This window comes from Streptomyces sp. GL_141, from assembly GCF_057834385.1.
In genome coordinates this window covers 4,370,627-4,396,037 of sequence record NZ_CM174402.1, presented here as the reverse complement: position 1 = coordinate 4,396,037, position 25,411 = coordinate 4,370,627, and the positions used below count along the sequence as shown (strand labels likewise).

The following is a 25,411-nucleotide window of genomic DNA, read 5'->3' as shown; positions in this document are numbered from 1 at the left end:
GGCCGGCCGGTGCGCCGCCCGTCAGGCGAACTTCGGCATCTCGCCGACCGTCTTCGCCACGTCGATCACCGCGAACGCCGCGCCCTGCGGGTCCGTCACCGCCGCGAAGCGGCCGAAGGGGCTGTCCATCGGGCCGAAGTGCAGCTTGCCGCCGTGGGCCTGGGTCTTCGCGACCGCCTCGTCGCAGTCCGGGACGGCGAAGTAGACCTGGACGTACGAGGGGATCTCCGGCGGGAAGTCGGTGCCCATGCCCATCCGGCCCAGCACCGGGTTCTCCGGGCCGCCCAGGCTGAAGACCTTGAAGTCCATCCCGGCCATCTCGGGGTCGTCCCCGGCCTCCATCTGCCGGCTCCCGTACGGGAAGACCTGCGGGAGGAACGCGTCCGCCTTGGCCACGTCGCGCGAGAAGAACTCGGCCCAGCAGTACGCGCCCGCCTCGCCGGTCTTCTCGAAGCCCTTGTGGTCGCCCGGCTGCCAGACGCCGAAGACGGCGCCGCTCGGCTCCTTCGCGATGGCCATCGTGCCGAAGGAGCCGACCTGCATCGGCTCCATCAGGAGCTCGCCGCCGGCCGCCTTGATCTTCGCGGCGGTGGCCGCCGCATCGGGCGAGGCGAGGTAGAGACACCATTGCGAATGGCCCTCCGCCCCGGGCATCGGCGGCACCACGGCCGCGACGGCCTTGCCGTCGGAGTAGGCCTGCGTGTAGTTCCCGTACTCGGTGCTGGACTCTCCGAAGGTCCAGCCCAGCACATCGCCGTAGAAGGTCTTCGCGCCCTCCAGATCGGAGAACATCGCGTCCACCCAGCAGGGCGCGCCTTCCGTGAACTCAGTCATGATCGATCGACTCCTGTGTCGTGTACGACGTGACCCGTCTCGGTACTCACGCTAGGCGCGGGATCTGACAATCGCGCGGGGAGCACCGCCGCGCGGGACCCTGGAGTCATGGACGACACGAACAAGAGCGTCACCATCCGGCTCGCCCAGCAGCCCGAGGCCGATGAGCTGCTCGGACGCAGCCCGCTCGCCGCGCTGGTCGGGATGCTGCTGGACCAGCAGGTACCCATGGAGTGGGCGTTCTCGGGGCCCTACACGATCGCCCGGCGCCTCGGCTCCGACGACCTGGACGCGCACGCGATCGCCGCCTACGACCCGGAGGCCTTCGCCGCGCTGCTCTCCGAGAAGCCGGCCGTGCACCGCTACCCGGGGTCGATGGCGAAGCGAGTGCAGCAGCTGTGCGCGTACCTGGTGGAGCACTACGAAGGGGACGCGGCGGCCGTGTGGGCGGACGCGGGTACCGGGGCCGAGCTGCTGGCGCGGCTGCGGGCGCTGCCCGGCTTCGGGGAGCAGAAGGCGCAGATCTTCCTGGCGCTGCTCGGCAAGCGGTTCGGGGTGCGGCCGCGCGGCTGGCGCGAGGCGGCCGGCGGGTACGGGCCGGCGAACGTCTACCGGTCGGCGGCCGACATCACCGGCCCGGAATCGCTGGCCAAGGTGCGGGCGCACAAGCAGGAGGCGAAGGCTGCCGCGAAGGCGGAGAGGGCCGCCGCGAAGTCCTAGAGAGGGGGCCACCAGCGGTTCCAGTAAGCGGAATTGACGGTTGGGGCGAGTGTCCGGCCGGTTGTCAGACCCTGCCCCTAAGCTCGTGATCATGACTGAGAACCTGACCCGCGCCGCCACTGCCGAGATCATCTCCGATGGCCCGGGCAGCCTGATCACGCTGCTCACGGACACCGCCGAACTCACCTGCAACACGGCCACCTTCGAGGCCGGCGCCGCGGGTGCCCCGGTGCACTTCCACACCAAGGCGACCGAGTTCTTCCACGTCACGGACGGCACGCTCGACGTCCTGCTCGGCGACGAGATACACACCCTGACCAAGGGCGACTTCCTCGCCGTGCCCCCCGGCGTGAAGCACGCCTTCGCCCCGGCCGCGGGCGCCACCGCCGAGGTCTTCGTCGGCTTCACGCCCGGCATGGGCCGCTTCGACTACTACCGGCTGCTCGGCCGGGTCCGGGCCGGCGAGGCCACGGTGCAGGACATCATCGACAGCCAGCCCGTCTACGACAACCACTACGCGGAGAGCGACGCCTGGGCCGGCCGCCTGAAGCGCAGCGCCGAAGCGTAGATCTCGTCGGCGTCGAGCCGGCGCAGTTCCTCCGCTATCAGCTCGGCGCTGCTGCGGATCTTCAGCGCCACCTTGCGGTCCGGGCTGCCCGGCAGGAGCAGGGTGGCCAGGACCCCGTCCGGGCGGTCCACGCGGATCTCCCCGGCCGAAGTCGTCAGCCGGACCCGGGTGATGACCGGCCCCCCGGTCGCCACCCGCTCCACGGGCACCCCGAGCCGGTCCTCCAGCCAGCGGGCCAGCAGCTCGGAGCTCGCGTTGCCGGGCTCGCTCTCCACGGCCGCGCCCGTCACCGGGAGCGGCTTCTGGTCCAGGGCGGCGGCCAGCAGCGAACGCCACGGAGTGAGCCGGGTCCAGGCCAGATCGGTGTCCCCGGGCTCGTAGGCGCCGGCCCGGGCGTCGAGCGCGGCGACCGGGTCAGCGGCGGCCTCGGCATCGGTGATCCGGCGCTGCGCGAGGGCGCCCAGCGGATCCCGGCCGGGTGCGTCCGGGGCGTCGGCGGGCCACCAGGCCACCACGGGCGCGTCCGGCACCAGCAGCGGGAGCACCACGGAGCCCGCGTGCTCGGTGAGCGTCCCGTGCAGCCGGAGCAGCACGATCTCCCCGGACCCGGCGTCGGTGCCGACCCGCAGCTCGGCGTCGAGCCGGCTGCGCCGCAGCCGGTGCGAGCCGCGCGCGGTGCGCTTGATCACCGCGATGATCCGGCAGGGGTGCTCGCGCGAGGCCTCGGAGGCCGCGCGGACGGCGTCGTAGGCGTTCTCCTCGTCCGTGGCGACGAGGAGGTTGAGCACGAGCCCCATCGTGGGGCTCCCGACGGCCCGTCGCGCGTCGAGCAGGGCCCGGTTGACCTTGCTGGAGGTCGTATCGGTGAGTTCGGTCCGCATGCTCCGAGTCTCGCAGGCCGGACGGAGCCTCAGGTACGGATTCCCGGTCGGGTGCGGATTCCCCGTCAGGTACGGGTTCCCCGTGCGGTGTCAGCGGCGCCGCCTAGCCGTGCCGAAGATGGACCGGGAGATCTCGCGGCCCAGCTGTGTACCGATCGACCTGGCCAGGGAGCGGAAGAGCCCGCTGCCCACCACCTGCTCCGCCAGCGAGGGATCCGGCTTCGGCGCGGCCTTCGCGGCCGCCTTCGCCTGCTTCTCCGCCTCCGCCGCGGCCGCCGCCGCCTCGGCTTCCGCCTCCGCCGCCGCCTGCTCGGCGCTGATCTTCTCGTACGCCGACTCCCGGTCGATGGGCTCCGCGTACCGCGAGTAGAGCAGCGAGGACTTCACCGCCTGGTCCAGCGCGGCCGCGTCGATCGGCGCCATCAGCGACTGGGGGGCCCGCAGCCGGGTCGCCGCCACCGGCGTCGGAGCGCCGTTCTCGCTGAGCACCGTGATCACCGCCTCGCCCGTCCCCAGCTGGGTCAGCAGCTCCTCCAGGTCGTAGGCGGAGTTCGGGAAGGTCTTCACCGTCGCCTTCAGCGCCTTCGCGTCGTCCGGGGTGAAGGCGCGCAGCGCGTGCTGCACCCGGTTGCCGAGCTGCGCCAGCACGTCGGCCGGCACGTCCTTGGGAGTCTGGGTGACGAAGAAGACGCCGATGCCCTTGGAGCGGATCAGCCGCACCGTTTGCGTGATGGCTTCGAGGAACGCCTTCGAGGCCCCGTTGAACAGCAGGTGCGCCTCGTCGAAGAAGAAGACCAGCTTGGGCTTCTCCAGATCGCCGACTTCCGGAAGGTCGCCGTACAGATCCGCCAGCAGCCACATCAGGAAGGTGGAGAAGAGCTGCGGTTTGTCCTGGACCGCCGGGAGCTCCAGTACGGAGACCAGTCCGCGCCCGTCCGCCGCCGTTCGGAGGAATTCGCTGGTGTCGAATTCGGGCTCGCCGAAGAATTCCGCCGCCCCCTGCTGTTCGAAGGCGGTGAGCGCCCGCAGAATCACGCCGGCGGTCACCGTGGAGAGTCCGCCGATGCCCTTGAGCTCCGGCTTTCCCTTGTCCGAAACGAGGAAGGCGACGACCGCCCGCAGGTCCTTGAGGTCGATCAGCTCCAGGCCCTTGGTATCGGCGTAGTGGAAGATCAGCCCCAGCGACTGCTCCTGCGTCTGGTTGAGCTGGAGCACCTTGGACATGAGGACCGGGCCGAAGCTCGTCACGGTGGACCGGAGCGGGATTCCGGGGCCGATCCCGCCGAGCGAGTAGAACTCGCTGGGGAATCCGGCGCCCTCCCATTCCTGGGCCACGTCCTTGGCGCGTTCCCCGATCTTGTCGTTGGCCGTGCCGGGAGCGGAGATCCCCGAGACGTCGCCCTTGATGTCCGCGAGGAAGACCGGCACGCCGTTGGCCGACAGCTGCTCGGCGATGAGCTGCAGCGTCTTGGTCTTGCCGGTTCCGGTGGCGCCCGCGACCAGTCCGTGCCGGTTGAGCATCGGCAGCGGGATGCGGATCTGGTGCTCCGGCAGGCAGGCCCCGTCCCAGAGCAGGGCCCCCAGATCGAGCGCGGGTCCGGTGAAGGCGTACCCCGCGGCGATCAGTCCGGCGGGGGACGCGGGGTCGGTGCCGCCGGTGCTGTCGGTGCCCGGACTGTCGGTGCCCTGGCCGTCGGCGCTCTGACTGTCGGTGCTCTGGCTCATATATCACTCCCGAAATAGCACTATCTGCCACCTTTGCACCGTCATCGCAAGGCTGCGCCCGCAGGTCCCTGCCCGGTAGGCTTTCCGTGTGATCTTCAAGCGCATCGGAAATAGGCGGCCGTACCCCGACCACGGCAGGGAAACCACCCGTCAGTGGGCGGATGTCGCCCCGCGCCCGGTCCGGCTCGACCAGCTTGTGACCACCAAGGGCCAGCTCGACCTCGAAACGCTGCTCGCCGAGGACTCGACCTTCTACGGGGATCTCTTCGCCCACGTCGTGAAGTGGCAGGGCGACCTGTACCTCGAGGACGGCCTGCACCGCGCCGTGCGCGCCGCGCTCCAGCAGCGCCAGGTCCTGCACGCGCGCGTCCTCGAACTGGGCTGATCCGCCGCCGCCCGGGCGCCCGACGGGCTCCGGAGAGGCTCCGGAGAGGCTCCGGAGAGGCTCCGGAGAGGCTCCGGAGAGGCTCCGGAGAGGCTTCGGAGAGGCTTCGGAGAGGCTTCGAGGGAGTGTCGGATAGGTCCCGGTTGCGCCTTTCGGGTCAGCCTTGCCCTATGAACAGATGATTCAGTGGGCATCGGCAGCGGTCGGCATTACGCTGCGCACATGAGCATGCTCACTCCCCCTGGCATGGGCGGAAAGTACAAGGTCACGGGAGCGGCTTACCCCCGCATGTCCCGCCCTCGACGCCGCCGCCGGATCGTCCTCGTGGTGCTCGGATCGATCATCGGGCTCGCCCTGATCGCTTACGGGGCCGTGCAGCTCATCGATGTGTTCGGCGGTGACGCGGACAAACGCAAGACCGCCGCCGCGGCCAAGGACTGCGCCACCCCCGCCCCCAAGGCGGGCTCCACCGCCACCCCCGCCGCCGCGCCGCAGGTCGCGCTCCCGCCGCCCGGCGGGATCACGGTCAACGTCTACAACGCGACCCCGCGCGCCGGCCTCGCCAAGGCCGTGGGCGACGAGCTCAAGAACCGCGGCTTCGCCATCGGCAAGGTCGGCAACGCCCCCGCCGACTTCGACAAGAAGGTCCCGGGCGCCGGGATACTGGTCGGCTCGCCGCAGACGGACAAGGCCGCCTTCTCCGTCCTCGGCACCAACCTCGCCGGCGCCACCCAGCAGACCGACGCCCGCGAGACCGCGGACATCGACCTGATCCTGGGCGACGCCTTCAAGGAGCTCACCCCGAAGGCCGACGCGGACAAGGCCCTGGCCGCACTGGCCAACCCCCAGCCCGCACCCGCCAAGAAGTGCTGACCGGCTGAGGCCGACCATCCGAGAAAGCCCGGCCCCCCTTCGAAGGGGGGCCGGGCTTTCGGACTTCCGGGGCGCTCCCGCGCGCTACTCCGCCGAGCCGTACATGCGGTCGCCCGCGTCGCCCAGGCCCGGCACGATGTAGCCGTGCTCGTTGAGCCGCTCGTCCACCGCGGCCGTCACCACCGTCACCGGCGTGCCCGCGAGCTCGCGCTCCATGATCTCGACGCCCTCGGGCGCGGCCAGCAGCACCACCGCGGTCACGTCGTCCGCACCGCGCTTGATGAGTTCCTTGATCGCCGCGACGAGCGTGCCGCCGGTGGCGAGCATCGGGTCCACCACGTAGACCTGGCGGCCCGAGAGGTCCTCCGGCATGCGCGTCGCGTACGTGGAGGCCTCCAGGGTCTCCTCGTTGCGGACCATGCCGAGGAAGCCGACCTCGGCGGTCGGAAGCAGCCGCACCATGCCGTCGAGCATGCCGAGACCGGCGCGCAGGATCGGTACGACCAGCGGCCGCGGGTACGAGAGCTTCACGCCGGTGGTCGGACCGACCGGGGTGACGATGTCGGCCTGCTCGGTGCGCACGTCCCGGGTGGCCTCGTACGCGAGCAGGGTCACCAGCTCGTCGGCGAGGCGCCGGAAGGTGGCGGAGTCGGTGCGCTTGTCGCGCAGGGTGGTGAGTTTGTGCGCCACCAACGGGTGATCCACGACCTGCAAACGCACAACATCCTCCAAGACTCGGCTGTCGCAGCGAAAGCTGCGACCTGCGACGCCGCTACCTGCGAAAACGGCCGCAAACACGCGACCCACACCCAAAAGGCTACGCGCTGCGCCCACCCCTTCGCGCCCGAAGCGGCGGCCACGCCCGTAAACCCCTGGAGATGCGACCCGCCCGGACCCCCAGCACGCTGGACGGATGAGCCACGCAAGGGTGATCGCCGCAGTCGACGGATCCGAACACAGCCTCAAGGCCCTGGAGTGGGCAAGGGCTGCGGCAGTGCGCCACGGCACCGGGCTCGTCGTCGCCCACGTGCTGTCCGACAGCGCCCAGCTGTACGCGGCACGCCGCTCCTCCCTGCACGACCGCACCGAGCCCGAAGAGACCGAGGACCCCGTCAGCGTGCGGATACGGGCCCACCTGGCCGCGGGCGGCCCGCTCCCCTCCGAAGTCCGCTACGAGTCCCTGGAGGGCTCCGTCCCGGAGGCCCTGCGGGACATCGGGGAGGGCGCCCGGATGCTGGTGATGGGGTCCCGGGGCCGCGGCGGCTTCGCCGCCCTGCTGCTCGGCTCGAACAGCCGCGCCGTGGCCACCAGCGCCGCCTGCCCGGTCGTCGTGGTCGCGCACGAGGCGCGCGGCGCGGACGGGGAACCCCAGGCCTCGGCCGGGCGCGTGGTGGTGGGACTGCACGCCGCGGAGACGCCCGACAACGTACTGGACTTCGCGTTCACGGAGGCCGCCGCGCGGAACACCACCCTCCAGGTGGTCTCGGCGTACAGCATCCCGCCGTCGCCGACGATGGTGATCGACAGCCCGTTCGCGGTGATCCCGCCGGAGGCGCTGGTGGGGGAGGACGAGAACGCGGTACCGGCCGAGCGGGAGATGCTCCGCTCCCAGACGGAACGGCTCGCACCGTTCCGGGCGAAGTACCCGACCGTGCCCGTCGAGCAGGCCGCGGTGCCCGGGGACGCGGCCGGGCGCCTCGTCGACACCTCGAAGTCGGCGGCGCTGGTCGTCGTGGGCCGCCACCACCCGCGCCGGCACATCCGGTCCCTCATGATCGGCTCGGTCGCGAACGCCGTGCTGCAACACGCGCACGGGCCGGTGGCGATCGTCCCGACCCTGACGGAGTCGGAGTCGGGGTCGGATTCGGAGTCGGGGTCGGATTCGATGTCGGAGTCGATGTCGGAGTCGATGTCGGAGTCGACTGAGACGCCGGAGTCTCCGGCGCAGTCCGCGTAGCCGGGATTGTCGGAATCCGACTGAATTCCTCTCGAGTCGTGGCAGAAGGTGGCATCAAACGGCCGGTCCGAGGGAAGGTGGGGGTTCGGGGGGACGGACCGGACCGGACCAGCCAGGGGCGGTGACCCATGCCCGACGACGATCACGAGCCACTGGAGACGACGGCGCAGCGCAGAGCACGGCGCGCGCAGTTCCTCCGTGACCTGCACGAGGCCCGGGAACTGCGCGACCGGGTCCAGCCCAGACGCGCCCGCGCCGCCCGCATGCGCCAGCAGATGCGCATGCGCACCTTCCGCTGGTGAGCCCTGCCGGGGCACCCGTCCGAGGCCCTGCCGAGGCACCGCCCGGCCGCCGTCGCGCCCCCGGCACGAGGCCCCGTACAACACGCGCGGCCAGCGCCACGGCGCGGAAGACCTCTCGCAATGGCTCCGTTTCTGCCACGATGCCGACTGGGCGGGGTACGAAACGGTGAGCACGACGGCCGTTCCACCCCCACCCACCTCCGGCCGGGGGGAACTCCAACCGGCACGCCTATGACCAGTGGGAGAGTCACGGTGTATTTCGCCGCACTGCTCGCGCGCACCGAAGACGGGTGGGAAGCGAGCGACATGGAACTCGACGATGTCGAGTCCCTTAGTGATCTGATCGATCTCGCCCGCTCCGCCTCTGTCGACGACGACACGGTGGTAGCCCTCATCGAACAGGAGGACACCTGGTTCGGGGTCGTCCGGGTGGACGGCGAAGAGGACCCGCGCTACTACGTGTCCAACGCCTCCGCCGCCTCCCGCAGCTCCTACGGCTCGATGCTGACCGACGAGCTGCTCGGCAAGGACGAGGAGGACGACGAACTCGACGAGCTGGACCTCGACGGAACCGAGGACGGCGAGGACGAGGTCATCGCCTCCTACCCGGACGGCGGACCCGCCGACAGAGACGAGGGGGACGACGCATACGCGACCGGCACGGACGCGGACGACGGCCACGACGTACGGTCCGGCGCCGAACCGGCACCCGCCGGCCCGCTCGGCGACCCCAGGCTGCTGGACGACCTCGGGGTGAGCCACAAACAACTGATGACCCTGGACGGCGACGCGCTCTCGGAGATCGCCGACTCGCTCGGCGCCACCGAGGTCCTGGAGGCCGTCCGCTAGTGATCCCCGCGCACCACCACACCCCGCAGCCCGCCCCGTACACGCCCGACCCCGTACGGGACCCGTGGCAGAACTCCATGCGCCTGGCGCTCCGGGAGGCCGCCCGGGCGGTGCCGGCCGGCGACGTGCCGGTCGGCGCCGTGGTGCTCGGCCCGGACGGGAAGCTCCTCGCCACCGGGCACAACGAGCGGGAGGCGACCGGAGACCCGACGGCTCACGCCGAGGTACTGGCGCTGCGCCGGGCGGCCACCGCCCTCGGGGAATGGCGGCTCCCGGGGTGCACCCTCGTGGTGACCCTGGAGCCGTGCGTGATGTGCGCGGGCGCCCTCGTGCAGTCACGGGTGGCCCGTGTGGTCTACGGGGCGTCCGACGAGAAGGCGGGCGCCGCCGGGTCGATGTGGGACCTCGTGCGCGACCGCCGGCTCAACCACCGGCCCGAGGTGATCGCGGGCGTGCTCGCGGGGGAGTGCGCGCAGCAGCTCACCGACTTCTTCCGCGACCTCTGAGGGCTGCGGTGAGGGATCCTCTTCGGGATCCGTGCGTATGGATTTCAGAGCACGGGTCTCCTTGGGCTAAGCTCTCTCTCGGTAGCGTGTCCGAGCGGCCGAAGGAGCACGCCTCGAAAGCGTGTGATGGTGCAAGCTATCCGTGGGTTCAAATCCCACCGCTACCGCTCTGATCGAGAGCCCCGCCCCGCAAGGGTCGGGGCTCTCGGCGTTTCCGGCGTCCGGGGGACATCCGCGTGACCGCCCGCGCCCTCGGCCGTTGTCACGGCATGACCAAGACCCAGCGCATCCTCGCCGCCATCGCCCTCGCGGGGGCCGCCGCGGGCCTCGCGGCGCCCGCCGCCTCCGCCGCACCGATCGCCCCGCTCACCCTCCCGGACCTGCCGGCGCCGCAGGGCATGCCGGAGGGGGCGAGCCCGTCCTCGGTGCAGGAGGTCGGCGGGCAGCTCAGCGGCGGCCTGAACCAGCTCAACCAGCTCATGGAGGTGCCGAACCACCTCGCGCCCGTGATCGCCCCGGTCCAGCCGATCGCCGACCTGGCCGGCGGCCTGGAGTAGGCGCGCGGATCCCCCCGAGAACGCGAAGAAGGCCCCGACCTGAGTCGGGACCTTCAACGGTTGGGACGGGGGAAGTGGCATCGGGGGGACAAGCCACTTCCCCCGATGAGGACGGAACCTGCCAGTCCAAGCCGCAGTCAGGGGGGAAGCTTGCGGCTCGGACCCCGCAGTGAGGTCCTGTCCCTCGCTCACCGATTTCCTGCCAGAACCGGTGGGCTCGTGTTCAATACTGCGCCTCCCGAGGCCGTCGGCACACCGGCAAAGGGCCTGTGGCGCCGGGTCATTGGTCCTTAAAGGCCAGGTGAGTGTTCGAACACGACCGGCTAGACTCTCCCGACCTTGCAGGACCGGTTGGGGAGGCCGACAGCGCACGTGGAAACCAAGAAGCTGATCTCGGGCGCCCTCGTCGTCTTCGTCCTCTTCGTCATCATCACTCAGCCCATAAAAGCCGCCGATATGGTGCAAATAGGCTTCCAAGGAATCTCGGATGCCGCAACGGCGATCGGCGAGTTCATGACCGAACTGGTGCGCTGAACCCGTACGCTGAAGCGGTTTCCGGACTCCCCGGCCCCCCACTCCGACGGGTGGGGGGCTTTTTGCGTTCCCGCACACGGGGCAAGATGCCCTGTTATGCCCAACTTGCCCTCAACACGGCGATATACGGTGCTTGCACACAGTGCACATGTCTTGTGATGCTATGACCGCTTTTGACGGATGAGTTGATGACGTGACGTGAAGGGGTGGCGTGACCGTGCCGGCCAGTACTGCGCCCGAGGTGCCGCCCCAGCAGGACCCGCAGCAGGAGCACCCCCGGGAACCGCACCGGGACTCCGCGCAGGCCCAGCCGGGACCCCAGCCGGGGGCCCGTTCGGGGCCCCACCCGGCCCCCCACGCGGGGCCCCACCCGGCATCCCGCCCGGGATCCCACCCGGCCTCCCCGCCGCCGGAGTCCCACGTACCGCCCCAGCAGGAGGCCCCCGAGGAGCCCCCGGTCGCCCCCAGGCCGCAGAGCCGGGGCGCCGACACCCGGGCCCTCACCCAGGTCCTGTTCGGGCAGCTGAAGGACCTGCAGCCGGGCACCAGCGAGCACTCCCGGGTCCGCGGGGCCCTCATCGAGGCCAACATCCCGCTCGTCCGGTACGCGGCAGCCCGCTTCCGCAGCCGCAACGAGCCGATGGAGGACGTGATCCAGGTCGGCACGATCGGGCTGATCAACGCGATCGACCGGTTCGACCCGGAGCGCGGGGTGCAGTTCCCGACCTTCGCGATGCCGACCGTCGTGGGCGAGATCAAGCGGTACTTCCGCGACAACGTCCGCACCGTCCACGTCCCGCGCCGCCTGCACGAGCTGTGGGTCCAGGTGAACGCCGCCACGGAGGACCTCACCACCCTGCACGGCCGCACCCCGACCACCCCCGAGATCGCCGAGCGGCTGCGCATCGGCGAGGACGAGGTGCTCTCCTGCATCGAGGCCGGCCGCAGCTACCACGCGACCTCCCTGGAGGCCGCCCAGGAGGGCGACGGGCTTCCCGGCCTGCTCGACCGCCTCGGCTACGAGGACCCCGAGCTGGCCGGCGTGGAGCACCGCGACCTGGTCCGCCACCTCCTCGTCCAGCTGCCCGAGCGCGAGCAGCGGATCCTCCTCCTGCGGTACTACAACAATCTGACCCAGTCGCAGATCAGCGCCGAGCTCGGCGTCTCCCAGATGCACGTCTCCCGACTCCTCGCCCGGAGCTTCGCCCGGCTGAGATCCGCAAACAGGATCGAGGCCTAACCGGATCGAGTGGAGATCATTCTCCGCGTTTCCTGACAGAGCGGCAGATTCCCGCCCTAGAGCAGGTCTATCGGGTTCTGTCGCTGGAGATACTTGTCGACATGGCGCTACAGCGTGTTGCCGACATGTGACATTCTGCTGGAACCGCGTTTGCCGCAGCCCCGCCTCCGGTATTCAGGTGGAGGCTGCGTTCCTCCGACGGGCGCGCAGATGAAGCGCGACCGTCCGCGACCTCAAGGGGGTGGCATGTCCGTAGACCAGGGCAGCTCACAGGTGCTCACGCTCGTCAAGCAGCGTGAAGTGCCGGCAGTGTCCCACCGCTCGGAAGCCATCGACACCCGGATCGACACCCGCACCCTCTCCCGCTCCCTCTTCAAGCGGCTCGCAGGCCTCGACGCGGACAGTCCCGAGCGGACCTACGTGCGCGACACCCTGATCGAGCTGAACCTCCCCCTCGTGCGCTACGCCGCGGCCCGCTTCCGGAGCCGCAACGAGCCCATGGAGGACATCGTCCAGGTCGGCACGATCGGGCTGATCAAGGCCATCGACCGGTTCGACTGCGAGCGCGGGGTGGAGTTCCCGACCTTCGCCATGCCGACGGTCGTCGGTGAGATCAAACGGTTCTTCCGGGACACCTCCTGGTCCGTGCGCGTCCCGCGCCGGCTCCAGGAGCTGCGACTCGCCCTCACCAAGGCCAGCGACGAGCTCGCCCAGAAGCTCGACCGCTCGCCGACCGTGCCGGAGCTCGCGGCCGTGCTCGGGGTCTCGGAGGAGGACGTCGTCGACGGCCTCGCCGTGGGCAACGCGTACACCGCCTCCTCGCTCGACTCGCCCTCTCCCGAGGACGAGGGCGGCGAGGGCTCGCTCGCGGACCGGCTCGGGTACGAGGACACCGCGCTGGAGGGCGTCGAGTACCGCGAGTCGCTCAAGCCCCTGCTGGCCAAGCTCCCGCCCCGGGAACGGCAGATCATCATGCTGCGGTTCTTCGCGAACATGACCCAGTCGCAGATCGGCGAGGAGGTCGGCATCTCCCAGATGCACGTCTCCCGGCTGCTCACGCGCACGCTCGCGCAGCTCCGCGTCGGCCTGATCGGCGAGTAGTCCCGCCTCCGCGGGTCACCGGGACGCGGGTGCGCTCGGGCAATCCACCGCACCCGCTTCCCAATTGACGGCACGTCAGGAAAACTGCCGGGATGCGAAAGGTATCCCGGCAGGCCGCCGTCCTCGTCCTCGGCGCCACCGCTGCCGCCGTCGCCCTGACCGGCTGCGGCGGCTCGCCGCGCGAGGGCTACGTGGCCCTGGGTGCGGCCGCTCCGGGCCCGGAGCGGGGCGCCGGGGAGAACGTCGCCCCCCAGGCCCGGGTCGAGTTCCAGTCGCTCCCGCAGACCTCGCCGGGATCCTCCGCGTCCCCCGGCGGCACGTCGGGCAGCACCTCGGCGGACATCCCGGGCAGTACTCCCGGCGGGGTCCCCGGCGGTACGCCGCCCGGCGCCCCGGGGTCGTCCCAGCCTCCCGGCGGCTCCGCCCCGGGCGCAGGCGCGCCCACCGCCCCCGGCGGCTCCGGGAACCCGCCCGGCACCGCACCCGGCACGACGCCTCCCACCCCGCCGGGCGGCAAGCCCGGGGCTCCGTCGAGCCCGCCCCCGAAGCCGGGGCCGTCCACCCCGGCGCCGCCTCCGGCCACGCCGGCGAAGCTGAGCATCGGCGCGCCCACCCGTACCGCGACGGCGGAGCGCTGGTGCGAGCAGGTCACGGTGGCGTTCACCAACACCGGCGGCACGGCGGCCCGTTCGGGCACGGTCAGCTTCGCGACGCACATCATCGGCGCCCTGGGCGTCGACTGGGCCACCATCCACTCGACCCAGCCGCTGCCCGCGCCGATCGCGGGCGGCACGACGAAGACGCAGACCTACCGGATCTGCGTCGAATCCTGGCGCGTCCCCCTGGGCATGCGCGTGGAGACCCAGAAGGTCACGGCCACCTGGAACTGACGGCCGTCAGAGCGCCAGCCAGGCCACCACGGCGATCAGGACCAGCGCGCCGAGGCCCACCCCGATCCACAGGCCCGCGCCCGGTCCCGACTTGCGCGCGGCACGGTTCTGCATGCGCGAACCGGGGACGGCGGGAGCCGGTACCGGCTCGTCGACGAACGCCCGGAACATCTGGGTGCTGCCCGCGGGGTCGTAGTCACCCTCGGGAGCCTGTGAGTTGTGGTTCGAGTCGTGATTCGCAGCCATGCGCAGGACCCTAGCCGGTTTTCCGATTCCTTTACCGCCCAGCCCTCCGATTCATTTGCCTGTAACAACCATCTGCTTCTATGGTTGCCCGAAGCAACGACATATGGAGGGGGGTCCCGTTGACCGCAGCGCCCGTGGCACCCCTGGCGCCCGTAGAGCCCGTAGAGCCCGTAGAGCCCGTACCGACCACAACGGCCACACCGGCCACGCGTTACGCCGAGCTGGCCCGTCAGCTCACCGGCATCGGCGCCGTCAAGCGCGACCTCGCCCGCCTCCTGCCCCCCGACTGCCCGCCCGGTTCGGCGGCCGTGCTCACCGTGCTCGACCGCCACGGCGAGATGCGGCTCGGCCGCCTGTCCGAGTACCTGGCCATCGACATCTCCGTGACCAGCCGGCACGTCGCACACACCGCCGACCGCGGCTGGATCACCCGCGACACCGACCCCGTCGACGCCCGCTGCCGGATCCTGCGCCTGACCCCGGCCGGCCGCGCTCTCCTCACCGAGCTCGGCACCCGCCACACCACCGCGCTGGAAAAGGCCCTGGCCGACTGGTCCGACGCGGACGTCGACCACCTCAACATCCTGCTGGCCCGACTCCGATCGGGCTTCACGCTTCCAGACAGCTAGACCGAAGGAACAACATGGCTACGACCACACCCACCGGTGTGCGGGGAGGCGGCCGGCCGGAGACCACGTCCGACAGCGCGCCCATGACCCACCCGCAGATCATGAAGGCGCTCTCCGGGCTGATGCTCGGCATGTTCGTGGCGATCCTGTCCTCCACGATCGTCTCCAACGCCCTGCCCCAGATCATCGGCGACCTCGGCGGCACCCAGTCCTCGTACACGTGGGTGGTCACGGCCGCCCTGCTCTCGATGACGGCGGCGACCCCGCTGTGGGGCAAGCTGTCCGACCTCTTCAGCAAGAAGCTGCTGGTCCAGATATCCCTGGTGATCTACGTCCTCGGCTCGATGGTCGCGGGCATGTCCCAGAACACCGGCATGCTCATCGCCTGCCGCGTGGTCCAGGGCATCGGCGTCGGCGGGCTCTCCGCCCTCGCCCAGATCGTGATGGCCGCGATGATCTCCCCGCGCGAGCGCGGCCGGTACAGCGGCTACCTCGGCGCGGTCTTCGCCGTCGCCACCGTCGGCGGCCCGCTCCTCGGCGGGGTCATCACCGACACGAGCTGGCTCGGCTGGCGCTGGTGCTTCTACGTCGGCATCCCCTTCGCCGTCATCGCCCTGGTCGTGCTCCAGCGCACCCTGCACCTGCCCGTCGTCCGCCGCGACGTCAAGGTCGACTGGCTCGGCGCCTTCCTGATCAGCGGCGCCGTCTCGCTCCTGCTGATCTGGGTGACCCAGGCCGGCAGCTCGTACGACTGGATCTCCTGGCAGACCTGGACGATGACCGGCGGCGCACTCGCCCTCGGCCTGCTCTTCGTCCTCGTCGAGTCCCGGGCGAGCGACCCGATCATTCCGCTGCGCCTCTTCCGCAACAAGACCATCAGCCTCGCCTCGGCGGCCTCGCTCTTCGTCGGCATCGCGATGTTCTCGGGCACCGTGTTTTTCAGCCAGTTCTTCCAGTTGGCCCGCGGCGAGTCCCCCACGATGTCCGGAATACTCACGATTCCGATGATCGGCGGACTCTTCGTCTCCTCCACCGTTTCCGGTCAGGTGATCACCAAGACCGGCAAGTGGAAGGCCTGGCTCGTCTCCGGCGGCGTGCTCCTGACGGCCGGACTCGGCCTGCTGGGCACCCTGCGGTACGACACCCCGTACTGGCACATCGCGATCTTCATGGCGCTGACCGGCCTCGGCCTCGGCATGATGATGCAGAACCTGGTCCTCGCCTCCCAGAACCAGGTGGCCCCCGAGGACCTCGGCGCCGCCAGCTCGGTCGTCACCTTCTTCCGCTCGCTCGGCGGCGCGATGGGCGTCTCCGCCCTCGGCGCGGTCATGGCCAACCGCGTCACCCACTACGTCCAGGACGGCCTGGCCGAGCTCGGTCCGAAGGCGGCGGCCATGGGCCACGGCGGCACCGGCGGGGGCGCGATCCCCGACCTCGCCAAACTGCCCGAGCCCTTCCGTGTGGTCGTCGAATCCGCGTACGGGCACGGCGTCGGCGACGTCTTCCTCTACGCCGCCCCCACGGCGCTGCTCGCGCTGGTGCTGGTGGTGTTCATCAAGGAGGTCGCCCTCAGGTCGAAGCCGGCGGCCCACGAGCCGGTGGCCGCCCCGGCGGAGTAGCCGGACGGTCTACGGGGCCGCGGGCGCGGAGGGGGCTGCGGGAGCGGCGGGGGCTGCGGGGGCGGCGGCGGGCGCTACGTCCGCCGCGGGCCCGGTGTGCGCCTGGATCCCGGCGATCAGGACGTCGAGCGCGAGGCGGAACTCCCCGTCGGGCGGCCGCCGGACCGTGCCCCCGCAGCCGTGCAGGAACTGCGAGACGGCCAACCGGGCCCCGGCGCGGGTGGCGTCCGGCAGGCCCGTGGCCTCCAGCAGCCGGTGCAGGGCGGCGTCGAAGGCCCGCGCGTGCGGGCCGATGTTCGGATAGGCGGCGGTGAGCGGAGCCACCCACGGGTGGTCCGCGAGCAGCCTCCGGTAGCCCCGGGCCAGCGAACGGAGCCGGCCGGGCCAGCCCTCCGCGGGCGGCCCGGCCGGCTCCTGCTGTGCGCCGAGCTCGCCCAGGGCGCTGTCCAGGGCGAGTTCGAGCAGATCGTGCTTGGTGTCGACGTACCAGTACAGGGACATCGCGGTGACTCCGAGCCCGGCGGCGAGCCGCCGCATGGAGAACCGGGCCAGCCCCTCGGTGTCCAGCAGCCGTACGGCCGCGGCCGTGATCCGCTCCCGGTCGAGTCCGGCGGGGCCTTCGGTGCGCCGCCGGGCGGGTGCGGCCGGCCGCACGGCCAGCCAGACGCTGGTCCGGGCCGTGCCGGGATCGGCCGGGGTGACCATGGAGGCGTCCTCCTCACGCGCACGGGACCGGCCCGGAATGCCCGGTCCGCCCCCTTGATGCTAGGGGGTCGCGGACGGCGCCGTGAGGTCGTAGAAGGTGGCTCCGCCGATGGTGGAGGCCTTGAAGTTGGCCTTGACCCAGGTCTCGATGGAGCTGCTCACGCCCCCGCCGGGACCGCCCCCGCCGCGGGTCGCCGTGCCGGCCTCGGCAGCGGCGCCGGTTTCGCCGCCGGCTGCGGCGCCGCCGGCTCCCGCGCTGCTCTGGCCGATGAAGTAGTGGATCTTCCCGGCGCTCACGTACTCCTTGAACTGCTCCAGGGTCGGTGAGGGGTCGCTGCCGTTGAAGCCGCCGATGGCCATCACCGGCTGCCGCGAAGCCAGCTGGTAGCTCGCCGCGTTCTGCGAGCCGATGGCGGCCGCCGCCCAGGTGTACCGGTCCGCGTCGGCGCGCAGCGCGGCCGTGGCCTCGGCGCTGGTCTTCGTCCCGCCGAGCAGGCCGCCCATGCCGCCTCCGCCCGGGCCGCCGCCGGTGGTTCCGCCGGGGCCGCCTCCGGTCCGGGTGCTCCGGCCGTCGTCGGCGGGAGCGCTGCCGCCGGGGGCCTGGCCGGCGCCCGGAGCCTGGCCGCCGCCGGGGGCCTGGCCGCCCTGGGCGGTTCCGCCCGGGGGCATGCCCTGCGGTGCGGCTCCGCCGCCCGGCATCCCGCCGCCGCCCTGCATCTCGAAGCCGCGCATCCCGCCGCCGGGGCCGCCACGGCCGCCCGCGACCGCGGGGCCCGCCGTGACGATGGAGCCCGTGTGCGGGGTGGTCACCGTGGTCAGGCAGTACGCGAGGGGTCCGGCCAGGGCCACGCCCAGGCCGACTGCCGCCACGCCGAGTGCGGTGCGGCGGCCCAGCCGCGCGGTGAACGGCAGCAGCAGGGCCGTGCCGAGTCCGACAGCGAGGACCAACCAGCGCAACCACGGCACGTACTCCGCGGAGCGGCCGAGCAACACGAAGGCCCAGTACGACGTGAGTGCGAGGGTCCCCGAGAGCGTGACGGAGGCGGCCCGGCTGCCCCGCTCCTCCCAGAGGACGGCGATGCCCATGCCGACCAGGGCGGCGATGTAGGGGGCCAGTGCGACGGTGTAGTACTCGTGGAAGATGCCCTGCATGAAGCTGAAGACCACCGCGGTGATCAGCAGCGCCCCGCCCCAGGCCAGGAAGGCCGCGCGGGCCATGCCCTCCAGCGAGTCGGCGGCCCGGCGGGCCCGCCAGGTGACCACGAGGCCCGCGACGAGCAGGATCAGCGCGGCGGGCAGCAGCCAGCCGATCTGACCGCCGATGTTGGAGGAGAACATCCGGTCGATGCCGGTCTCTCCCCAGCTCATCCCGCCTCCGCCACCACCGCCGCCGGGCCCGCCGGCCATGCCCTCGGCGGCCGTGCGGGCGCCGCCTCCGACGCTGCCGGTCTCCTCGCCGTTGATCCGGCCGAGGCCGTTGTAGCCGAGGGTCAGTTCCAGGAAGGAGTTGGTCTGCGAGCCCCCGATGTACGGGCGGGAGGAGGCGGGCCACAGTTCGACGACCGCCACCCACCAGCCGCCGGCCACCACCATGGCGAGGGTGGAGAGCAGCAGTTGCCCGAGGCGCCTGCGCAGTCCGGTCGGCGCGCAGACCGCGTACAGCAGGGCGAGGGGCGGCAGGATGACGAAGGCCTGCAGGGTCTTGGTCAGGAAGGCGAAGCCGACCGCGACCCCGGCCCAGACGAGCCACTTGGTGTGGGCCCCGTCCAGGGCCCGGAGCACGCAGTACACGGTGACGGTCATCAGCAGGGTCAGCAGCGCGTCGGGGTTGTTGAAGCGGAACATCAGCGCGGCCACGGGCGTGAGCGCGAAGACGGCTCCGCTGATCAGGGCCGCCGCCGGGCCGAACTGACGGCGTACGGCCGCGTAGAGCACGGCGGTCGTGCCGACGCCCATGAGGGCCTGCGGGACGAGGATCTGCCAGGCGCCGAGCCCGAAGAGCCGGACGGACAGCATCATCGGCCACAGCGCGGCCGGGGGTTTGTCGACGGTGATGGAGTTCCCGGCGTCGGAGGAGCCGAAGAAGAAGGCCTTCCAGCTCTCGCCGCCCGCCTGGACGGCGGCGGAGTAGAAGGAGTTGGCGTAGCCGGAGGCCCCCAGGTCCCACAGCAGCAGGACGGCGGTGGCGAGGAGCAGCCCGAGGAAGGCGGGGCGTTCCCAGCCGGGCCGTGCGGCGTGCGCCCGGGCGGCCCGGTGCGAGGGGGCGGCCGGGGAGGGCGGGTGGAGCGGTAGCGCTGCCGTGGTCATCAGGAGTGGTCCTTCGCGGGAGTGGCGCGCCGTTCGGGGAAGACCCAGGCACGGAAGAGCAGGAACCGCAGCACGGTGGCGGCGAGGTTGGCGGTGACCAGGACGGCCAGCTCGGTGCTGTGCCCCGGCGCGGCGTTGGCGGCCCCGAGGGCGGCGAGCGATCCGCTGGTCAGGGCCAGTCCGATGGCGAACACCACGAGCCCCTGGGCCTGGTGGCGCAGGGCTTCCGGTAGGTCGCCCCGGCCCCGGACGCCGAAGGTGAGCCGGCGGTTGGCGGCGGTGTTGGCGACGGCGGAGAGCAGCAGCGCGGCGGCGTTGGCGAGCTGGGGGCCCGCGGCGGTCCGGGCCGCGGAGTAGAGGAGCAGGTAGAGGAGGGTGGACAGGGCGCCGACCACGCAGAACCCCAGGAGCTGGCGGGCCAGCCCGCGCGGCACCCCGGGCAGGGCGGTGCGGTCGCGCGGGTCGTCCCCGAAGGGGCGGGCGAGCCGGTCCAGCGGGAGCGCGCCGACGGCCAGCGCCCTGCCCACCCGCCAGACGCCCCTGAGGTCCTCGGCGGCGGTGCGGGCGATGTGCACGGTGGAATCGGGGTCGTCGACCCAGTCCACCGGGACCTCGTGGATCCGTAGCCCGGCCCGCTCGGCGAGGACGAGGAGTTCGGTGTCGAAGAACCAGCCGGAGTCCTCGACGAGGGGCAGCAGCCGGGTCGCGACCTCGCGGCGGATCGCCTTGAAGCCGCACTGGGCGTCGCTGAAGCGGGCGGAGAGCGAGGAGCGCAGGAGCAGGTTGTAGGCGCGGGAGATGAACTCCCGCTTCGCTCCCCTGACCACCCGCGAGGAGCGGGCCAGGCGGGTGCCGATGGCGAGGTCGGAGTGGCCGGAGATCAGCGGGGCGACCAGCGGCAGCAGGGCGTTGAGGTCGGTGGAGAGGTCCACGTCCATGTACGCCAGGACGGGCGCCTCCGACTCCCCCCACACGGTGCGCAGGGCCCGGCCGCGGCCCTTCTGTTCCAGCCGGGTGCTGCGTACCCCGGCCACGGAGGCGGCGAGGGCGGCCGCGACCTCGGGGGTGCGGTCGGTGCTCGCGTTGTCGGCGATGGTGATCCGGAAGGGGTACGGGAAGGTCCGGGTGAGGTGCTCGTGGAGCCGGCGCACGCAGGGGCCGAGGTCCGTCTCCTCGTTGAAGACCGGGATCACCACGTCGAGGACGGGCTCACCCGGTACGGGCGCGAGGGGCGCCCGTACCGGGAGCGCTCCGGAAGAGGTGTCGGTAGGCATGCCCCGACCCTCCCCGGCCGGGCTGTCACCGCTGTGTGCTGACCCTGTGGCCCGTCTGTGAGTGCGGGTGGGCGGGGGCCGCGGAGGCCGCAGTGTCGGCCAGGGGCAGCAGGACCTCGAAGGAGGTGTGGCCCGGGACGCTGCGGACGTCGACGTGGCCGCCGTGGGCCGAGACCACGGCGGCGACGATGGCCAGGCCGAGGCCGGTGGAGCCCGCCGACCGGGAGCGGGAGGCGTCGCCGCGGGCGAAGCGCTCGAAGACGTGGGGCAGCAGCTCGGGCGGGATGCCGGGGCCGTCGTCCTCGATCCGGAGCCGGACGGCGGATGTTTCACGTGAAACATGGGCCGTGACGGTGGTGCCGGGCGGGGTGTGCGTCCGGGCGTTGGCCAGCAGGTTCACCAGCACCTGCTGGATCCGTGCCGGGTCGGCGTGGACGGGCGCCGGATCCTCGGGCAGTTCCAGGCGCCAGTGGTGGTCGTGGCCGGCGGCCCGGGCATCGCTGACGGCGTCCACGACCAGCGGGGCCAGATCGGTGTCGCAGGTGGACAGCGGACGGCCCGCGTCGAGCCGGGCCAGCAGCAGCAGGTCCTCCACCAGACCGGTCATCCGGGTGGCTTCGGACTCGATCCGCCCGAGGGCGTGCCGGGTGTCGGGGCCGGGCTCCTCGCGGCCCCGGCGGGTCAGTTCGGCGTACCCGCGGATCGAGGCCAGCGGGGTGCGCAGCTCGTGGCTGGCGTCGGCGACGAACTGCCGTACCCGGGTCTCGCTCTGCTGGCGTGCGGTCAGGGCCGAGGAGACGTGGCCCAGCATCCGGTTGAGGGCGGCGCCGACCTGCCCGACCTCGGTACGAGGGTCGGCCTCGGCTTCGGGAACCCGCTCGTGGAGGGCGGGCTCGCCGCTGTCCAGGGTGAGTTCGGAGACCCGGGTGGCGGTGGCGGCGACCCGGCGCAGCGGGCGCAGGGCGACACCGACCAGGACCTGTCCGGCGAGGGAGGCCGCGATCAGCCCGGCGAGGGTGACGAAGACCTCGACCGCGATCAGGGTGTGCACCGTGGAGTCGACCTCGGTGAGCGGGAAGCCGAGCACGATGCTGCCGTCGGGCGAGGTCAGCACCCGGTAGCCGCCGAGGCCGGGCAGCCGCAGTTCGACCGGGTCGCCGGGACGGCCGTCGGCGGCCTTGTGCGCGGCCCCGGCGAGGACGGAGGCCTGGTCGGGGGTGAGGGGCGGGTGACCACTGGCCCCGGCCCCGGACCCGGACCCGGCCCCGGATCCGCCGACCGCGGCACTGCGCTGGCTGCGGACGCTCTCCACGGTCTTGCCCGCGGCGTCGAGGCGGACCCCTACGGCCCCCAGCGGGGATCCGGGTCCCATGACGACGCCAAGGTTGTTCTCCCGGGGGAACTTGCCGACGCCGGGGCGGCTCGCCATCTCGACGGAGACGCGCAGCTGTTCGTCGACCTTGTCGACCAGGTACGAGCGCAGCGCGACGGTGGTGACGGTGCTGATGGCCGCTCCGACGACGGCGATGAGGGCCACCGCCGAGACGACGAGCCGGGTCCGCAGCGACCAGGGCCGCCGGCTCCAGAGGCTCCACCGGCTCCATCGCGGGCGTCGGGGGCGTCGGGGGCCGGGGGGACGCCCGGGGCGGCCCGGCGGGCGGGGACGGCGGGTGCGCCGGGGCTCGCCGGCCGCCACTAGTCGGCCGGCTTGATCAGGTAGCCGGCGCCACGACGGGTGTGGATCATCGGCGGGAGCCCGGTACCGCCCTCCAGCTTGCGCCGCAGGTAGGAGATGTACAGCTCGACGACGTTGGCCTGACCGCCGAAGTCGTACGACCACACGCGGTCCAGGATCTGCGCCTTGCTCAGCACCCGGCGCGGGTTGCGCATCAGGTAGCGCAGCAGCTCGAACTCGGTCGCGGTCAGGTGGACGTCCTGACCGCCCCGGGTCACCTCGTGGCTGTCCTCGTCGAGCCGCAGGTCGCCGACCTCCAGCACCGACCCGCCGCGCGCGGCCTGCGCCGCACCGGAGCGCCGGACCAGGCCGCGCAGCCGGGCGACGACCTCCTCCAGGCTGAAGGGCTTGGTGACGTAGTCGTCGCCGCCCGCCGTCAGACCCGCGATGCGGTCCTCGACCGAGTCCTTCGCGGTGAGGAACAGCACCGGGACGTGCGGGAGCTCCCTGCGCAGGCGGCCCAGGACGGCCAGCCCGTCCATGTCGGGGAGCATGATGTCGAGCAGGACGACGTCGGGCCGGAACTCCCGTGCCGCGCGCACCGCACCCGCACCGTCACCCGCGCTGCGGACCTCGCAGCCCTCGTAGCGCAGGGCCATGGAGAGCAGCTCGGAGAGGGCGGCCTCGTCGTCCACGACGAGGACCCGGCACGGGCTGCCGTCGGGCCGGACGAGGGCCGTGTGGTTGCCGGTGGACGTGGACGCGTGGGAAGTGGTCGTCGCAGTCATGCGTACACGCTGGCCGCCGCCCGTGAGAGCGCTCTTGCCTGAAGCTGTGAATTGCCTGAGAAACCCCTCCCGCCCCTCAGGCCAGGCGGAAGAGCCGGGCTCCGTTGTCGTGGCAGACGGCGCGCAGCCAGGCATCGCCGAGGCCGAGGCGTTCCAGGGCCTCGAGCTGGTGCTCGTAGGGGTAGGGGATGTTCGGGAAGTCGGTGCCCAGCAGGATCCGGTCTCCGAGGTCGGCGAGCCGGCCGCGGTCCTGCGGCGGGAAGCCGCTGAACTGCTCCGAGAAGTCGGTGAAGGCCATGGTGGTGTCGAGGCGGACCTCGGAGTACCGGTCGGCGAGGTCGAGGAAGTCGGCGTACTCCGGCATCCCCATGTGCGCGACGATCAGCGGCAGCCGGGGGTGGCGGGCCAGCAGCCGGGCGATCGGCTCGGGCCCGGTGTGCTTGCCCGGGACGGGCCCCGAACCGCAGTGCACGACCGTCGGGATCCCGGCCTCGGCGAGGAGCCCCCAGACCGGGTCGAGCCGGTCGTCGGTGGGGTCGTACCCGCCCACCTGGAGGTGGGCCTTGAAGACCCGGGCCCCCGCCGCGACGGCCTGGCCGACGTACTCCCGCACTCCGTCCTCCGGGAAGAAGGTCGCGGTGTGCAGGCAGTCGGGGGTGCGCGCGGCGAAATCGGCGGACCAGGAGTTGAGCCAGGCCGCCATGGCCGGCTTGTGCGGGTAGAGCATGGCGGTGAAGGCCCGGACCCCGAACTCCCGGAGCAGCGCGACCCGCTGCTCCTCCTCGTGCCGGTAGGTGATGGGCCACTCGACGCCGGTCAGCGGCCCCACCGCGTCGAAGTAGTCCCACACCTTGTCCAGGACCCGCTCGGGCATGAAGTGCGTGTGTACGTCGACCAGCCCGGGCACCCCGAGCCGTTCGCGGAACGCCTGGACGGCCTCAGCCGTCTTCGCGGACAAAGCCGTGGCTCCGCTCGACCGTCGCGATGTGCAGCGTGTAGCTCTCGTACCAGTCGGCGCGGCCCTGCTTCATCGCCGCCTGGTGCTCCATGTCCTTGCGCCAGAGGGCCAGGGACTCGTGGTCACGGAAGTAGGCGACGGTGATGCCGAGCCCGCCGGGTGTCCGCGCGGACTCGTACCCGAGGAATCCCGGATTGCCGCTGACGAGCTCCGTCATCCGCTCGAGCGTCTCGGGGTAGCCGCCGTCCTCGACGGTCCGGACGCTGGTGAACACGCTCATGACATAGGGCGGTTCGAAGGCCTGTACGGGCTGAATGGTCATGCCCACCACCCTCGGTGGCCGGTACGTGGCATGTCCACCGGAAAGCGGCCCGGACGGCCAAAGGGATCCAAGTTTTGACCTTGCCCCGCTCCCCTCCCGGTCAGAACAGCCCGTCCTGCGCGGCGCCGGCGTCCCGGCCGCTGCCCGGGATCCCTGCCACGGGCACATCGGTGACACCGCCCTCCCCGGGCGCCACCAGCTCCCACCCCGCGAGCAGCCGGGTGTCCACCACCAGCCCGTCGGCGAAGTGCAGATCGGGCCCGGCCGCGCCGACGAGCCGGCCGGCGACGGTCCCGCCGGGCACCATCTCGGTGATCACCCGGTCAGGGGCGGGCAGTGCGTGGAGCCCGAACGCCCCGGCATGGTCGGTCACCTCGCACTCCAGCCTCTCCAGCGACTCCGGCCACCCCTCCAGCGCGGCCGCCCGGGCATGCAGGGCCGCCACCTCCGCCGCCCGCTCGGGCCCCGGCGGCAGGTCTCCCCGCACGGACCGCTTACGGGCATAGGCGATCCGGTCGGGCACTCCGAGGGCCGCCCGCAGCAGCTCCTCGGTCCGTCGGGTGGCCATCAGCGGCCCGCGCCCCAGCCAGGCCCAGGCCACCGCCCCCTGCTCCAGCAGCCGGACGGACCCGCGCTCCTCGGCGGTGATCCCGACCTTGACCAGCCCGGCCCCGAACCAGGCGAGGTACACCCGGTAGGTACGCGGATCACCGGCATTGGTGTCGGCCGCCACGGAGAAGGACCGGTCCAGGCCCGCGCACTCGGGGCACTGGGCGTTCCCGGCCCGGCCGGGCACGGCCCGCCCGGTCGGGCACGGCGTCCGCCGGCCGGCCCGGCGGACACCGAGGCAGCGGCGCTCTCCCCGCGCGGCGAAGGCGAGCGGCTGTCCGTACCCGAGGAGGCTGGTGCGCTCTCCCCGTCCCGGTCCCTGCCCGTACCAGCCCATGGCGGGCCGGCCGTCAGTCC

The 25,411-nt window shown here is 72.2% G+C and carries 28 protein-coding genes and 1 tRNA gene; 16 read left to right on the top strand and 13 right to left on the bottom strand.

Features of this window, described 5'->3' with window-relative positions; genetic code table 11:
- Positions 1-21 precede the first annotated feature (21 nt).
- On the bottom strand, positions 22-834 hold the full coding sequence (locus tag AC3IX6_RS19245; RefSeq protein WP_489371319.1) for a VOC family protein: 813 nt from the start codon (positions 832-834) through the stop codon (positions 22-24).
- Between the two features lie 108 nt (positions 835-942).
- Here AC3IX6_RS19245 and AC3IX6_RS19240 point away from each other — a divergent pair, with 108 nt between their 5' ends.
- Complete coding sequence (locus AC3IX6_RS19240) at positions 943-1,554, top strand: HhH-GPD-type base excision DNA repair protein (RefSeq protein WP_489371318.1); 612 nt, start codon at positions 943-945, stop codon at positions 1,552-1,554.
- A 91-nt stretch (positions 1,555-1,645) separates the two neighbouring features.
- Positions 1,646-2,122 carry a cupin domain-containing protein gene (locus AC3IX6_RS19235; RefSeq protein ID WP_489371317.1) on the top strand — a complete coding sequence of 159 codons (477 nt, stop codon included), beginning with the start codon at positions 1,646-1,648 and terminating at the stop codon, positions 2,120-2,122.
- Here the strand turns inward: AC3IX6_RS19235 and opcA are convergent.
- Both opcA and AC3IX6_RS19225 read right to left on the bottom strand, forming a co-directional pair.
- Positions 2,068-3,003 carry a glucose-6-phosphate dehydrogenase assembly protein OpcA gene (gene opcA / locus AC3IX6_RS19230; protein WP_489371316.1) on the bottom strand — a complete coding sequence of 312 codons (936 nt, stop codon included), beginning with the start codon at positions 3,001-3,003 and terminating at the stop codon, positions 2,068-2,070. The genes AC3IX6_RS19235 and opcA overlap by 55 nt on opposite strands.
- Before the next feature lie 90 nt (positions 3,004-3,093).
- Positions 3,094-4,728 (bottom strand): helicase HerA-like domain-containing protein, encoded by a 1,635-nt coding sequence (locus tag AC3IX6_RS19225; protein WP_489371315.1) that lies wholly within the window; start codon positions 4,726-4,728, stop codon positions 3,094-3,096.
- 88 nt (positions 4,729-4,816) lie between these two features.
- Here AC3IX6_RS19225 and AC3IX6_RS19220 point away from each other — a divergent pair, with 88 nt between their 5' ends.
- A complete protein-coding gene (locus AC3IX6_RS19220) occupies positions 4,817-5,113 on the top strand; it encodes a type II toxin-antitoxin system VapB family antitoxin (protein WP_112446725.1) in 297 nt (98 codons plus the stop codon).
- Positions 5,114-5,335: 222 nt separating this feature from the next.
- Complete coding sequence (locus tag AC3IX6_RS19215) at positions 5,336-5,986, top strand: LytR C-terminal domain-containing protein (protein WP_489371314.1); 651 nt, start codon at positions 5,336-5,338, stop codon at positions 5,984-5,986.
- Positions 5,987-6,070: 84 nt separating this feature from the next.
- Here the strand turns inward: AC3IX6_RS19215 and upp are convergent, their stop codons facing one another.
- Entirely contained in the window at positions 6,071-6,706 is a 636-nt protein-coding gene (gene upp, locus AC3IX6_RS19210) for a uracil phosphoribosyltransferase (protein WP_267758966.1), read from the bottom strand.
- A gap of 193 nt (positions 6,707-6,899) precedes the next feature.
- Between upp and AC3IX6_RS19205 the strand changes: the two genes are divergently transcribed.
- The 10 genes from AC3IX6_RS19205 to AC3IX6_RS19160 all read left to right on the top strand — a co-directional run bounded on the left by AC3IX6_RS19205 (position 6,900) and on the right by AC3IX6_RS19160 (position 13,922).
- A complete protein-coding gene (locus AC3IX6_RS19205; RefSeq protein WP_489371313.1) occupies positions 6,900-7,943 on the top strand; it encodes a universal stress protein in 1,044 nt (347 codons plus the stop codon).
- 128 nt (positions 7,944-8,071) lie between these two features.
- Positions 8,072-8,245: a hypothetical protein gene (locus AC3IX6_RS19200; protein WP_243341832.1), complete on the top strand. Its 174-nt coding sequence runs from the start codon at positions 8,072-8,074 to the stop codon at positions 8,243-8,245.
- A gap of 252 nt (positions 8,246-8,497) precedes the next feature.
- Positions 8,498-9,094, top strand: coding sequence for a tRNA adenosine deaminase-associated protein (locus AC3IX6_RS19195; RefSeq protein ID WP_489371312.1), 597 nt, complete (start codon positions 8,498-8,500; stop codon positions 9,092-9,094).
- Between the two features lie 77 nt (positions 9,095-9,171).
- Complete coding sequence (gene tadA, locus AC3IX6_RS19190; RefSeq protein ID WP_489371491.1) at positions 9,172-9,600, top strand: tRNA adenosine(34) deaminase TadA; 429 nt, start codon at positions 9,172-9,174, stop codon at positions 9,598-9,600.
- Positions 9,601-9,680: 80 nt separating this feature from the next.
- Positions 9,681-9,767 (top strand) — tRNA-Ser (locus AC3IX6_RS19185).
- Between the two features lie 102 nt (positions 9,768-9,869).
- Positions 9,870-10,157 (top strand): hypothetical protein, encoded by a 288-nt coding sequence (locus AC3IX6_RS19180; protein ID WP_489371311.1) that lies wholly within the window; start codon positions 9,870-9,872, stop codon positions 10,155-10,157.
- A 372-nt stretch (positions 10,158-10,529) separates the two neighbouring features.
- A complete protein-coding gene (locus AC3IX6_RS19175) occupies positions 10,530-10,691 on the top strand; it encodes a hypothetical protein (RefSeq protein ID WP_356511502.1) in 162 nt (53 codons plus the stop codon).
- Between the two features lie 211 nt (positions 10,692-10,902).
- Positions 10,903-11,931 carry an RNA polymerase sigma factor SigF gene (locus tag AC3IX6_RS19170; protein ID WP_489371310.1) on the top strand — a complete coding sequence of 343 codons (1,029 nt, stop codon included), beginning with the start codon at positions 10,903-10,905 and terminating at the stop codon, positions 11,929-11,931.
- Between the two features lie 246 nt (positions 11,932-12,177).
- Positions 12,178-13,032, top strand: a complete 855-nt coding sequence (locus AC3IX6_RS19165) for an RNA polymerase sigma factor SigF (RefSeq protein ID WP_243341827.1) — start codon at positions 12,178-12,180, stop codon at positions 13,030-13,032.
- Between the two features lie 92 nt (positions 13,033-13,124).
- Positions 13,125-13,922 (top strand): hypothetical protein, encoded by a 798-nt coding sequence (locus AC3IX6_RS19160; protein ID WP_489371309.1) that lies wholly within the window; start codon positions 13,125-13,127, stop codon positions 13,920-13,922.
- A gap of 6 nt (positions 13,923-13,928) precedes the next feature.
- Here the strand turns inward: AC3IX6_RS19160 and AC3IX6_RS19155 are convergent, their stop codons facing one another.
- On the bottom strand, positions 13,929-14,168 hold the full coding sequence (locus AC3IX6_RS19155) for a hypothetical protein (RefSeq protein ID WP_489371308.1): 240 nt from the start codon (positions 14,166-14,168) through the stop codon (positions 13,929-13,931).
- 221 nt (positions 14,169-14,389) lie between these two features.
- Here AC3IX6_RS19155 and AC3IX6_RS19150 point away from each other — a divergent pair, with 221 nt between their 5' ends.
- Both AC3IX6_RS19150 and AC3IX6_RS19145 read left to right on the top strand, forming a co-directional pair.
- Positions 14,390-14,797 carry a MarR family winged helix-turn-helix transcriptional regulator gene (locus AC3IX6_RS19150; protein WP_489371490.1) on the top strand — a complete coding sequence of 136 codons (408 nt, stop codon included), beginning with the start codon at positions 14,390-14,392 and terminating at the stop codon, positions 14,795-14,797.
- A gap of 83 nt (positions 14,798-14,880) precedes the next feature.
- On the top strand, positions 14,881-16,416 hold the full coding sequence (locus tag AC3IX6_RS19145; protein ID WP_489371489.1) for an MDR family MFS transporter: 1,536 nt from the start codon (positions 14,881-14,883) through the stop codon (positions 16,414-16,416).
- Between the two features lie 9 nt (positions 16,417-16,425).
- Here the strand turns inward: AC3IX6_RS19145 and AC3IX6_RS19140 are convergent, their stop codons facing one another.
- From AC3IX6_RS19140 to AC3IX6_RS19105, 8 genes are all read right to left on the bottom strand, one after another.
- Positions 16,426-17,121: a TetR/AcrR family transcriptional regulator gene (locus tag AC3IX6_RS19140; RefSeq protein ID WP_489371307.1), complete on the bottom strand. Its 696-nt coding sequence runs from the start codon at positions 17,119-17,121 to the stop codon at positions 16,426-16,428.
- A gap of 60 nt (positions 17,122-17,181) precedes the next feature.
- Positions 17,182-19,428, bottom strand: a complete 2,247-nt coding sequence (locus tag AC3IX6_RS19135) for an ArnT family glycosyltransferase (protein ID WP_489371306.1) — start codon at positions 19,426-19,428, stop codon at positions 17,182-17,184.
- Positions 19,428-20,702, bottom strand: coding sequence for a bifunctional glycosyltransferase family 2/GtrA family protein (locus AC3IX6_RS19130; RefSeq protein WP_489371305.1), 1,275 nt, complete (start codon positions 20,700-20,702; stop codon positions 19,428-19,430). The genes AC3IX6_RS19135 and AC3IX6_RS19130 overlap by 1 nt, the downstream gene beginning before the upstream one ends.
- A 25-nt stretch (positions 20,703-20,727) precedes the next feature.
- Positions 20,728-22,398 (bottom strand): sensor histidine kinase, encoded by a 1,671-nt coding sequence (locus tag AC3IX6_RS19125; protein ID WP_489371304.1) that lies wholly within the window; start codon positions 22,396-22,398, stop codon positions 20,728-20,730.
- On the bottom strand, positions 22,398-23,165 hold the full coding sequence (locus AC3IX6_RS19120; RefSeq protein ID WP_489371303.1) for a response regulator transcription factor: 768 nt from the start codon (positions 23,163-23,165) through the stop codon (positions 22,398-22,400). Before AC3IX6_RS19120 ends, AC3IX6_RS19125 begins: the two co-directional genes overlap by 1 nt.
- A gap of 76 nt (positions 23,166-23,241) precedes the next feature.
- On the bottom strand, positions 23,242-24,123 hold the full coding sequence (locus tag AC3IX6_RS19115) for an amidohydrolase family protein (protein WP_489371302.1): 882 nt from the start codon (positions 24,121-24,123) through the stop codon (positions 23,242-23,244).
- Positions 24,104-24,445 carry an antibiotic biosynthesis monooxygenase family protein gene (locus AC3IX6_RS19110; RefSeq protein ID WP_489371301.1) on the bottom strand — a complete coding sequence of 114 codons (342 nt, stop codon included), beginning with the start codon at positions 24,443-24,445 and terminating at the stop codon, positions 24,104-24,106. The genes AC3IX6_RS19115 and AC3IX6_RS19110 overlap by 20 nt, the downstream gene beginning before the upstream one ends.
- A gap of 100 nt (positions 24,446-24,545) precedes the next feature.
- Positions 24,546-25,391: a DUF2797 domain-containing protein gene (locus tag AC3IX6_RS19105; RefSeq protein WP_489371300.1), complete on the bottom strand. Its 846-nt coding sequence runs from the start codon at positions 25,389-25,391 to the stop codon at positions 24,546-24,548.
- Positions 25,392-25,411: the final 20 nt, after the last annotated feature.

Bases quoted from the DNA above. Each gene is read 5' to 3' on its own strand.
- AC3IX6_RS19105 (WP_489371300.1), bottom strand. From the start codon at position 25,391: ATGGGCTGGTACGGGCAGGGACCGGGACGGGGAGAGCGCACCAGCCTC.
- AC3IX6_RS19165 (WP_243341827.1), top strand. From the start codon at position 12,178: ATGTCCGTAGACCAGGGCAGCTCACAGGTGCTCACGCTCGTCAAGCAG.
- AC3IX6_RS19140 (WP_489371307.1), bottom strand. From the start codon at position 17,121: ATGGTCACCCCGGCCGATCCCGGCACGGCCCGGACCAGCGTCTGGCTG.
- opcA (WP_489371316.1), bottom strand. From the start codon at position 3,003: ATGCGGACCGAACTCACCGATACGACCTCCAGCAAGGTCAACCGGGCC.
- AC3IX6_RS19225 (WP_489371315.1), bottom strand. From the start codon at position 4,728: ATGAGCCAGAGCACCGACAGTCAGAGCGCCGACGGCCAGGGCACCGAC.
- AC3IX6_RS19205 (WP_489371313.1), top strand. From the start codon at position 6,900: ATGAGCCACGCAAGGGTGATCGCCGCAGTCGACGGATCCGAACACAGC.
- AC3IX6_RS19240 (WP_489371318.1), top strand. From the start codon at position 943: ATGGACGACACGAACAAGAGCGTCACCATCCGGCTCGCCCAGCAGCCC.
- AC3IX6_RS19120 (WP_489371303.1), bottom strand. From the start codon at position 23,165: ATGACTGCGACGACCACTTCCCACGCGTCCACGTCCACCGGCAACCAC.
- AC3IX6_RS19110 (WP_489371301.1), bottom strand. From the start codon at position 24,445: ATGACCATTCAGCCCGTACAGGCCTTCGAACCGCCCTATGTCATGAGC.
- tadA (WP_489371491.1), top strand. From the start codon at position 9,172: ATGCGCCTGGCGCTCCGGGAGGCCGCCCGGGCGGTGCCGGCCGGCGAC.
- AC3IX6_RS19180 (WP_489371311.1), top strand. From the start codon at position 9,870: ATGACCAAGACCCAGCGCATCCTCGCCGCCATCGCCCTCGCGGGGGCC.
- AC3IX6_RS19155 (WP_489371308.1), bottom strand. From the start codon at position 14,168: ATGGCTGCGAATCACGACTCGAACCACAACTCACAGGCTCCCGAGGGT.
- AC3IX6_RS19145 (WP_489371489.1), top strand. From the start codon at position 14,881: ATGACCCACCCGCAGATCATGAAGGCGCTCTCCGGGCTGATGCTCGGC.
- AC3IX6_RS19130 (WP_489371305.1), bottom strand. From the start codon at position 20,702: ATGCCTACCGACACCTCTTCCGGAGCGCTCCCGGTACGGGCGCCCCTC.
- AC3IX6_RS19200 (WP_243341832.1), top strand. From the start codon at position 8,072: ATGCCCGACGACGATCACGAGCCACTGGAGACGACGGCGCAGCGCAGA.
- AC3IX6_RS19160 (WP_489371309.1), top strand. From the start codon at position 13,125: ATGCGAAAGGTATCCCGGCAGGCCGCCGTCCTCGTCCTCGGCGCCACC.
- AC3IX6_RS19235 (WP_489371317.1), top strand. From the start codon at position 1,646: ATGACTGAGAACCTGACCCGCGCCGCCACTGCCGAGATCATCTCCGAT.
- AC3IX6_RS19215 (WP_489371314.1), top strand. From the start codon at position 5,336: ATGAGCATGCTCACTCCCCCTGGCATGGGCGGAAAGTACAAGGTCACG.
- AC3IX6_RS19135 (WP_489371306.1), bottom strand. From the start codon at position 19,428: ATGACCACGGCAGCGCTACCGCTCCACCCGCCCTCCCCGGCCGCCCCC.
- AC3IX6_RS19245 (WP_489371319.1), bottom strand. From the start codon at position 834: ATGACTGAGTTCACGGAAGGCGCGCCCTGCTGGGTGGACGCGATGTTC.